The sequence below is a fragment of the Burkholderia sp. Bp9031 genome, from assembly GCF_003857965.1.
Classification (GTDB): domain Bacteria; phylum Pseudomonadota; class Gammaproteobacteria; order Burkholderiales; family Burkholderiaceae; genus Burkholderia; species Burkholderia ambifaria_A.
Genome location: NZ_QTPW01000055.1, coordinates 21,840 through 29,338 on the forward strand (window position 1 = coordinate 21,840; position 7,499 = coordinate 29,338).

A 7,499-nucleotide genomic window follows, 5' to 3' on the forward strand; every position below is an offset into this window, starting at 1 on the left:
CTATATACCGAATCGCTTTTCCGTATAGGGGGAGGGGGTATATCCGCGAACAATCAGACAAACAAGGATCACCTCGCAGATCGCCGGCCGTCACGCCCTTGCAGCCGTCGTCAAAGTCGGTTTGTAGAACTCGTAACGCTTGAGTAGCATTTACTACATGAATTCGCTCACGACATGGTCGCTCCTCGTTCTGACCCTTCCGACAGGAAACGCGACGGCGCGCATGCGGTTCTGGCGCGCCCTGAAGGCAAAGGGCTGCGCGGTGTTGCGCGACGGCATCTATCTGCTGCCGTACACCGAAGCGCATGAAGGGACGCTGCGCGACCTGGCGGGGGCCATTGCCGAAAGCGGCGGCACGGCTCACTTGTTACGCGCCCCGAGCCAGGACGCGTCGCAGGAACTGGAATTCCGAGCGCGCTTCGATCGCGGGGAGGATTACGCCGCGTTTATCCAGACCCTTGCGGAAGCCCGCAAGGCCCTCGCCGGACAATCCGCCACGGAACTCACGCGCCTGCTGCGACGCGTACGCAAGGATTTCGACGTCATCCGGGCGATCGATTACTTCCCGAATGACGCAGCCACCCGCGCCGAAGTCGCACTGAAGGATTTCATCGCATTGGTCGACACCGTGCTGTCGCCGGGTGAGCCGCATGCCGCGGACCGGGCGATCCGTCCGCTGGCAATCGACGCGTATCAGGGCCGCACGTGGGCGACGCGGCAGCGGATGTGGGTCGATCGCGTCTCGAGTGCGTGGCTGATCCGCCGCTTCATCGACGCACGCGCCCGCTTCATCTGGCTCGCGTCGCCCGCAGATTGCCCGGCTGACGCACTGGGCTTCGATTTCGACGGCGCGACATTCACGCATGTCGGCGAACGCGTGACGTTCGAGGTGCTGCTGGCCAGTTTCGGGCTCGACGACGACCCTGCGCTGCTGCGGCTCGGCGAGATCGTGCACGCGCTCGACGTGGGCGGCCGCGTGGCGCCCGAAGCGGTCGGCTTCGAGGCCGTGATGGCCGGCACGCGCCAGCGCGCGGAGAACGACGACCAGTTGCTCGAGCAGATGGGCGCCGTGCTCGACGCCGTGTACGCGCATTTCTCGTCGACCGGAAAGAACGACGCCGGAACCACGTCATGACCACTGCCATCGCCACGACCGAACCGACCTATTCGCTCGGCGAGCTGGTCGCCTACATGCTGCGTCTCGGTACGTTCGGTTTCGGCGGGCCGGTTGCGCTCGCAGGCTACATGCGCCGCGACCTGGTCGAGCGTCGCGGCTGGATCACGGAAGCCGACTACAAGGAAGGACTCACGCTGGCCCAGCTCGCGCCCGGGCCCATGGCGGCCCAGCTCGCGATCTATCTCGGCTTCGTTCACTACCGCATTCTCGGTGCGACGCTCGTCGGCTTCGCGTTCGTGCTGCCGTCGTTCCTGATGGTGCTGGCACTCGGGTTCGCGTACGCGCATTTCGGCGGGCTGTCCTGGATGCAGGCCGTCTTCTACGGCGTCGGCGCCGCGGTAGTCGGCATCATCGCGATGAGCGCCTACAAGCTCACGACGAAAACCGTCGGCCGCGACAAGCTGCTCCGGGCGATCTTCCTGACGCTTGCCGCCGTGACCTTCATCACGGAATCGGAAATCGCGTGGCTGTTCGTCGTCGCGGGCCTGGTCGGCTGGCTGTGGCGCGCCCCGCCCAAGTGGCTGCACCGGGGCGGGCTGAGTGCGGTTGCCGCCGCCAACCTGCCGGCGGCCAGCGGAATATTGAGCGGCATCGATCTGCCGCAGCTCGTCCAGATCGGCGCGTTCTTCATGAAGGCCGGCGCGTTCGTGTTCGGCTCGGGGCTCGCGATCGTGCCGTTCCTCTATGGCGGCGTCGTCACCGAACATCACTGGCTGAACGACAAGCAGTTCGTGGATGCCGTCGCGGTCGCGATGATCACGCCCGGCCCGGTCGTGATCACCGTCGGCTTCATCGGGTATCTGGTGGCAGGCTTTCCCGGCGCGTGCGTCGCGGCGCTCGGCACGTTCCTGCCTTGCTACCTGTTCACGATCATTCCCGCGCCGTACGTGAAGAAGTACGGGCACCGTCCAGCCGTCAAGGCGTTCGTGGACGGCATCACCGCCGCAGCCGTCGGTGCGATCACGGGCTCCGTCCTCGTGATCGCAAAGCGCTCGATCGTCGACATGCCGACCGCACTGCTCGCCGTCGCGACCGTGCTGCTGCTGTGGCGCTTCAAGAAGCTGCAGGAGCCGGTCGTCGTCACCGCCGCCGCGCTCGTCGGGCTGGTGGCCTACCCGTTGCTCCATCATTGATCCGCGCTGCGGGGGAGCGATCTAGACGCATCGGACGACGTTCGTGCAGCGGTGTTGCCGCGTAACCTCGGCCCGCTGAACAGGAGAAACGCAATGAAGCGGATGACGCGTGAACGGGCGAATATCGATCGCACCGCAGACGCACGCGACGCATGGTGCCGGCGTGATGCACTTGCCTAGCGGCCGGTCCGCGTCATGGCTCGCCGGCCGGATGCTACCGGCAGGCGCCGATCGGGCCGCATGGCTCATCCTCGCAAGCCGCGGCATGCGTGGCTTCTGCGATGGATTCATTGCCGTGCTGTTGCCCGCGTATTTGCTGTCGCTCGGGTTATCAAAACTGGACGTCGGGCTGATCGGCACCACGACGCTGCTGGGCTCCGCGATCGCGACGATCATAGTGGGCATGCTGGCGAGTCGCTTCACGCAGCGACGCATGTTGACGTTCGCGGCGGCGTTGATGGCGGCAACAGGCATCGGCTTCGCGAGCTTCTCCACGTTGTGGCCGCTGTTCGTCATCGCATTCGCGGGCACGCTCAATCCGAGTTCCGGCGATGTCAGCCTGTTTCTGCCGCTCGAACAGTCGCGTCTGGCGCAAGCCGCCGACGGCGACGCGCGCACGACGCTGTTTGCACGATACAGCCTCGTCGGGGCCGTATCGGCGGCGGTCGGCTCCCTGACGGCGGGACTGCCGATCTGGATTGCGTCGCATGCCGGAATCCCCGCGCTTGGCGCGATGCGCGGCATGTTTCTCGTCTATGCGGTGACGGGCGTTGCCGTCTTCGTGCTGTACCGGCGATTGCCGCACTCCGATATCCACGCGTCGAAGGCCGCTCCCCCGCTCGGCCCGTCGCGCCCGATTGTCATGCGGCTTGCGATGCTGTTCAGCGTCGACGCGTTCGCGGGTGGTCTCGTCGTCAACTCGCTATTGTCGCTGTGGCTGATGCAGCGTTTCGGGCTCTCGATCGCCGCTGCCGGCCAGTTCTTCTTCTGGGCAGGCCTGCTTTCGGCCGGCTCGCAGCTCGCGGCCGCTCCTCTATCCCGCAGGATCGGCCTGCTGAACACGATGGTGTTCACGCATATCCCGTCGAGCGTATGCCTGATCGGCGCCGCTCTCGCACCGTCGCTGCCGCTGACGTTGACGCTGCTGTTGATGCGCAGCGCACTGTCGCAAATGGATGTACCGACACGGACCGCCTACGTGATGGCGGTCGTCACGCCGGCGGAGCGACCGGCAGCGGCCAGCTTGACATCCGTCCCGCGCAGCCTTGCGGCTGCTGTCGCGCCGACGTTGGCCGGAGGTCTGTTCAGCCTTGGCTGGCTTGGTGCACCACTGGTTGCATGCGGCGCACTGAAAATCGCGTATGACCTGTCGCTGCTGACCGCTTTTCGGCACGTCAAACCAAACGACGACCGAGCGCGCTAAATGCGCCCATGTTCGAACGACAGGGAAACGAGGGACCATGCAACGCGACGCATCAAGGGCAAGGCCGTCGATCTGGCGAAGGGTGCAAAAACGTGACGCCGTGACGGCGAGGAAGATCGGTGACACCCTGCGTCACGCGACACCTCCCCGACCGATCTGAAACGCTCGGCGGCCTATCGGCCGTTGCCGCGGCCGCCGACCGTCAAACCGGACCGATTCTCGCCAGCACCCCGAGCACGATCCGGTCGCAGCGTTCCCCGTCGAATGAAAACACGTCGCGCTCGGCCAGGTCGATTTCGCGCGCGAGCGACTCGCGCAGCAGGCTCCTTGCGCGGAAATGCCGCGAGCGCACGGTCGCCTCGGGTATGCCGAGGCACTCGGCGGTTTCCTCGACGCTGAATTCCTCGACGCAGCGCATCACGAACACGATGCGAAACGCTTCGGGCAATGCATCGAGCTTGCGCTCCAGCAATGCGCGCAATTCGGCTCGCATCAGCGCCCGGTCCGGGGATTCGTTCTGGTCTGCATCCATGATTTCCCGCTCGAAGTCGGTGATCGCCGACAGCGCGACCATCGGCGCGATCGTGTCGCGCCGTGCGCTGCGGCGCTGGCGCGTATGGCACTCGTTGAGCACGAGCCGCGATAGCCAGGTCGACAGCGACGCGTCACCGCGAAAATGCGGAATCGCGCGGAACGCCGCCAGATAGGCCTCCTGCAGTGCGTCCTCGGCTTCCGCGTCGTCGCGCAGCGTCGCACGGGCCAGCCGGTAGAGCCGCCGGTTGTAGCGACGCATCAACTGTTCAAACGCAGCGCGGTCGCCGCTCGCGACGCGCGCGGCTAGCGTGCGGTCGTCTTCCTCGGAAAGCGGCACGGTGGGCGATTCACGATCGCCCGCATTGCGCATCATGGCTTGCCCTTTACGATCAGTGTCGCTTTCATCGCAGGATGAAACGTGCAGATATACGCATGGCGGCCTGGCGTATTCGCGACATACGTCCACGACGCATCGGGTGCGATTTCGTGCGAATCGAACACATCCGCTGCCGTGGCCGTGTGCGCGACGAGATCCCGGTTGACCCAGACGATCGTGTCGCCGCGCTCGACCGTCAGGCTGGCCGGGTTAAAGCGCATGCCTTCGATGGTGATCCGGTGCGTCGTGCCGCCCGCGACGTCCGCGGCCACACACGCCAGCGCCGCCAGCACGATGAACCGGCACGCGGCGCGCCGCCGCGCCGTCGAGCGCCGGGGCTCAGTAGGACTTCTTCTCATTGCCGCCGCCGAGTGTTGATTGCAACGCGCGAGCGTGCTCGAGATGGGCAACAAATGCCGGCCGCACTTTCACCAGCAGCGCCTTCAGTTCGTCGTTCTTCGCCGACGGAATGAGCATCTTGTCCATCGCATCGATCACCTGTTGATGATAGGCCACCTCGTGATCGACATACGCCTTGTCGAATGCATGCCCCTTGAGCGCCTTGAGTGCGGCGACGTTGTCATCGCCCTCCTTCTTCAACGCGTCGCTCGTCGCGTTGGTTTCCGGTTTCAGGTTCAGCCTGGTCGCGAGCGCGACCGCCGATTTGTTCACATTGGTGTGATCGGTGACCATCAACTCGGCAAAGTTCTTGACCGGTTTCGTATGCGTCGTGTTTTCCGCGAGGGTGCCGGCATCGATGTCGACCTGGTTGGCCGTCACGACGATCGCCGCGATCTGCGGGTCCGTCAGTTGCGTCCCTTGCGCGGAGGCCGCAAGCGGCAGCGTGGAAAGCAGTGCCGCGACGGATAGCTTGTGCATGAGTGTCATGTGATTTCTCCAGTGGAATCGAAGCGGAACGATCATCCACGTCGCTCGACGATGGATGGTTCTGTGGCGATAGACGTCACGACTTTCGGCTGCGTTTCCATGGGCGCTCGGAAAAGGTTTCCTTGGGCACGGAAATTCTCGGAACGTCGTCTTTGGGAGACCTCCCACATGGTCACGCCACTCCGCGATTGATGACTGCCACTGATGCAGATCGATTTTGGATGCTTGCAGACCCGGAACGTACGTTCGCTGCTTCATTCCGGCGCTCCCGTCTCGAGTGAAATGACGTCGCAAAGCAAATCCGCCCGGCGGCCGCGAATCCCCGTACCGAGACGAGCAGTGCCGCGCCATTCGACTCCCTCTGAACGCCACGAACCAGATAAATATTACAAACACCCTACAAAACATCGCGCGAGACACGCCCGCTGCAGTCACGAGCAGCACGGATCGACGGGAAGAACAGGAAACCGATGAGAACGGCAACCATCTGATTAATCGAGGTTTCCAACCATGGTCGACCGCGACCCTGCCACTTCCGGGGTTTACCTAACTGACTTTGCCAAGGGCGCATGCTTAAATAAATCAACTTGATTTATTTAATGCGTCGACAGACGGCGCGATATGGAAGGAGACGGAGACGCCATGAGAAGCCCGCACATCGGCCAGGGAAGCAACTCGGTCAACGTGCGCCGTTACAACGAGCGCCTGTTGCTGAAGGCGCTGCGCCGTGCCGGCAGTGCGTCGAAGGCCGATCTCGCCCGTCACGCGAACATGACGGGCACGGCGGTCGGCAGCATCATCACGTCCCTTGCCGACGCGAAGCTGATCGAATTCGCCGGCCGCACCGAAGGCCAGCGCGGCCAGCCGGCGTCGCTGATTCGTCTCGATCCCAATGGGGCATTCGGCATCGGCGTACGCGTAGACCGCATGCGCATCGAAACTGCGCTGGTCAATTTCGCGGGCGACGTCATCGGCCGCCGCTCCCATGACACCCTTCTCCCGCCGCCCGCGACCGTGCTCGAACTGGTTCGCCGCGACATCGAGGAACTGCAACGGCTTCTGCCCGCACAGGACCGCGATCGGCTGGCGGGCGTCGGCGTTGCCCACCCTTTCAACCTGGGTAGCTGGCTGCGCGAACTCGGTCTTCCGGCCGAAGCCTTCCGCGCGTGGGCGGAAATTGACCTGGCCAGAGAACTCGCCCGCGTCATTCCGCTGCCGGTGTTCAGCGAGAACGACGGCAATGCCGCCGCGATCGCCGAGCTCTTCTACGGCTGCGGCCGTCAACGCGACAATTTCGTCTATCTGTTCCTCGGACCGGTCATCGGTGGCGGGATCGCGATCGACGGCGACTGCCTGCATGGCCGCACCGGCAACGCCGGCGATTTCGCCGTGATGCCCGTGCAACCGAGTCGCCTGCGCTCGGCGCCCGCGCCGCACGGCGCCTGGGACATCCTCCTGACGCGTGCGTCGTTGAGCGCGCTGATCCGGCATCTGCGCTATTGCGGCGAGACGGTCGAGAACCGCGCGGATCTCGATGACTGCATCGCGCGCGGCCTGCCGGCCGTCGACGAATGGATCGACGACTGTGTCGATGCCCTCGCGTTCGCCCTGCGCGCGGTGCTGTCGGTACTCGATTCGCCGGTTGTCGTCCTCGATTCGGACATCGATGCCGGCCTGCTCGACACGCTCATGCAACGCCTGCAAGTCGCGCTCGCCGACATCACGCCGGAAGCGCGCAGCGCTCCGGAACTCGTGCGCGGCACGTTCGGTGCCGACGCCGGTGCGATCGGCGCCGCGACGCTGCCGATGTTCTTCAACTTTTCACCGCGCTCCGGGATTCTGAGAGGTGCAGGTCTGGATACGCAAGAGGTCGCCTATGTCTCGTTCTAACTCGCCCCGACCGCTGCTCGAGATGCGCGGAATCAGCAAGACGTTCCCGGCCGTGCGCGCACTCGACAACGTCAGCCT

At 64.6% G+C, this 7,499-nt stretch carries 7 protein-coding genes; 4 read left to right on the forward strand and 3 right to left on the reverse strand.

Translation table 11 applies throughout. The features are described from left to right. Positions 1-157 precede the first annotated feature (157 nt). The 3 genes from DIE15_RS35420 to DIE15_RS35430 all read left to right on the forward strand — a co-directional run bounded on the left by DIE15_RS35420 (position 158) and on the right by DIE15_RS35430 (position 3,733). Positions 158-1,135, forward strand: a complete 978-nt coding sequence (locus DIE15_RS35420; protein WP_185734610.1) for a chromate resistance protein ChrB domain-containing protein — start codon at positions 158-160, stop codon at positions 1,133-1,135. Continuing rightward, complete coding sequence (locus DIE15_RS35425; protein WP_124835758.1) at positions 1,132-2,310, forward strand: chromate transporter; 1,179 nt, start codon at positions 1,132-1,134, stop codon at positions 2,308-2,310. The genes DIE15_RS35420 and DIE15_RS35425 overlap by 4 nt, the downstream gene beginning before the upstream one ends. A gap of 166 nt (positions 2,311-2,476) precedes the next feature. Further along, a complete protein-coding gene (locus DIE15_RS35430; RefSeq protein ID WP_057930275.1) occupies positions 2,477-3,733 on the forward strand; it encodes an MFS transporter in 1,257 nt (418 codons plus the stop codon). Positions 3,734-3,935: 202 nt separating this feature from the next. On the opposite strand, the gene DIE15_RS35435 is transcribed toward DIE15_RS35430, so the two are convergent. From DIE15_RS35435 to DIE15_RS35445, 3 genes are read right to left on the reverse strand one after another with little or no spacing between them, the layout of a single operon-like run. Continuing rightward, positions 3,936-4,640, reverse strand: coding sequence for an RNA polymerase sigma factor (locus DIE15_RS35435; RefSeq protein WP_057930271.1), 705 nt, complete (start codon positions 4,638-4,640; stop codon positions 3,936-3,938). Next, a complete protein-coding gene (locus DIE15_RS35440; RefSeq protein ID WP_057930272.1) occupies positions 4,637-5,002 on the reverse strand; it encodes a cupredoxin family copper-binding protein in 366 nt (121 codons plus the stop codon). Before DIE15_RS35440 ends, DIE15_RS35435 begins: the two co-directional genes overlap by 4 nt. Then, a complete protein-coding gene (locus tag DIE15_RS35445) occupies positions 4,983-5,531 on the reverse strand; it encodes a DUF4142 domain-containing protein (RefSeq protein WP_057930273.1) in 549 nt (182 codons plus the stop codon). Before DIE15_RS35445 ends, DIE15_RS35440 begins: the two co-directional genes overlap by 20 nt. Before the next feature lie 642 nt (positions 5,532-6,173). Here DIE15_RS35445 and DIE15_RS35450 point away from each other — a divergent pair. Next, positions 6,174-7,421 carry an ROK family protein gene (locus DIE15_RS35450; RefSeq protein ID WP_057930274.1) on the forward strand — a complete coding sequence of 416 codons (1,248 nt, stop codon included), beginning with the start codon at positions 6,174-6,176 and terminating at the stop codon, positions 7,419-7,421. The last annotated feature ends 78 nt before the right edge of the window (positions 7,422-7,499 follow it).

Coding starts and splice junctions, on each gene's coding strand:
- DIE15_RS35420 (WP_185734610.1), top strand. CDS start 158: ATGAATTCGCTCACGACATGGTCGCTCCTCGTTCTGACCCTTCCGACA.
- DIE15_RS35430 (WP_057930275.1), top strand. CDS start 2,477: ATGCACTTGCCTAGCGGCCGGTCCGCGTCATGGCTCGCCGGCCGGATG.
- DIE15_RS35435 (WP_057930271.1), bottom strand. CDS start 4,640: ATGATGCGCAATGCGGGCGATCGTGAATCGCCCACCGTGCCGCTTTCC.
- DIE15_RS35445 (WP_057930273.1), bottom strand. CDS start 5,531: ATGACACTCATGCACAAGCTATCCGTCGCGGCACTGCTTTCCACGCTG.
- DIE15_RS35450 (WP_057930274.1), top strand. CDS start 6,174: ATGAGAAGCCCGCACATCGGCCAGGGAAGCAACTCGGTCAACGTGCGC.
- DIE15_RS35440 (WP_057930272.1), bottom strand. CDS start 5,002: ATGAGAAGAAGTCCTACTGAGCCCCGGCGCTCGACGGCGCGGCGGCGC.
- DIE15_RS35425 (WP_124835758.1), top strand. CDS start 1,132: ATGACCACTGCCATCGCCACGACCGAACCGACCTATTCGCTCGGCGAG.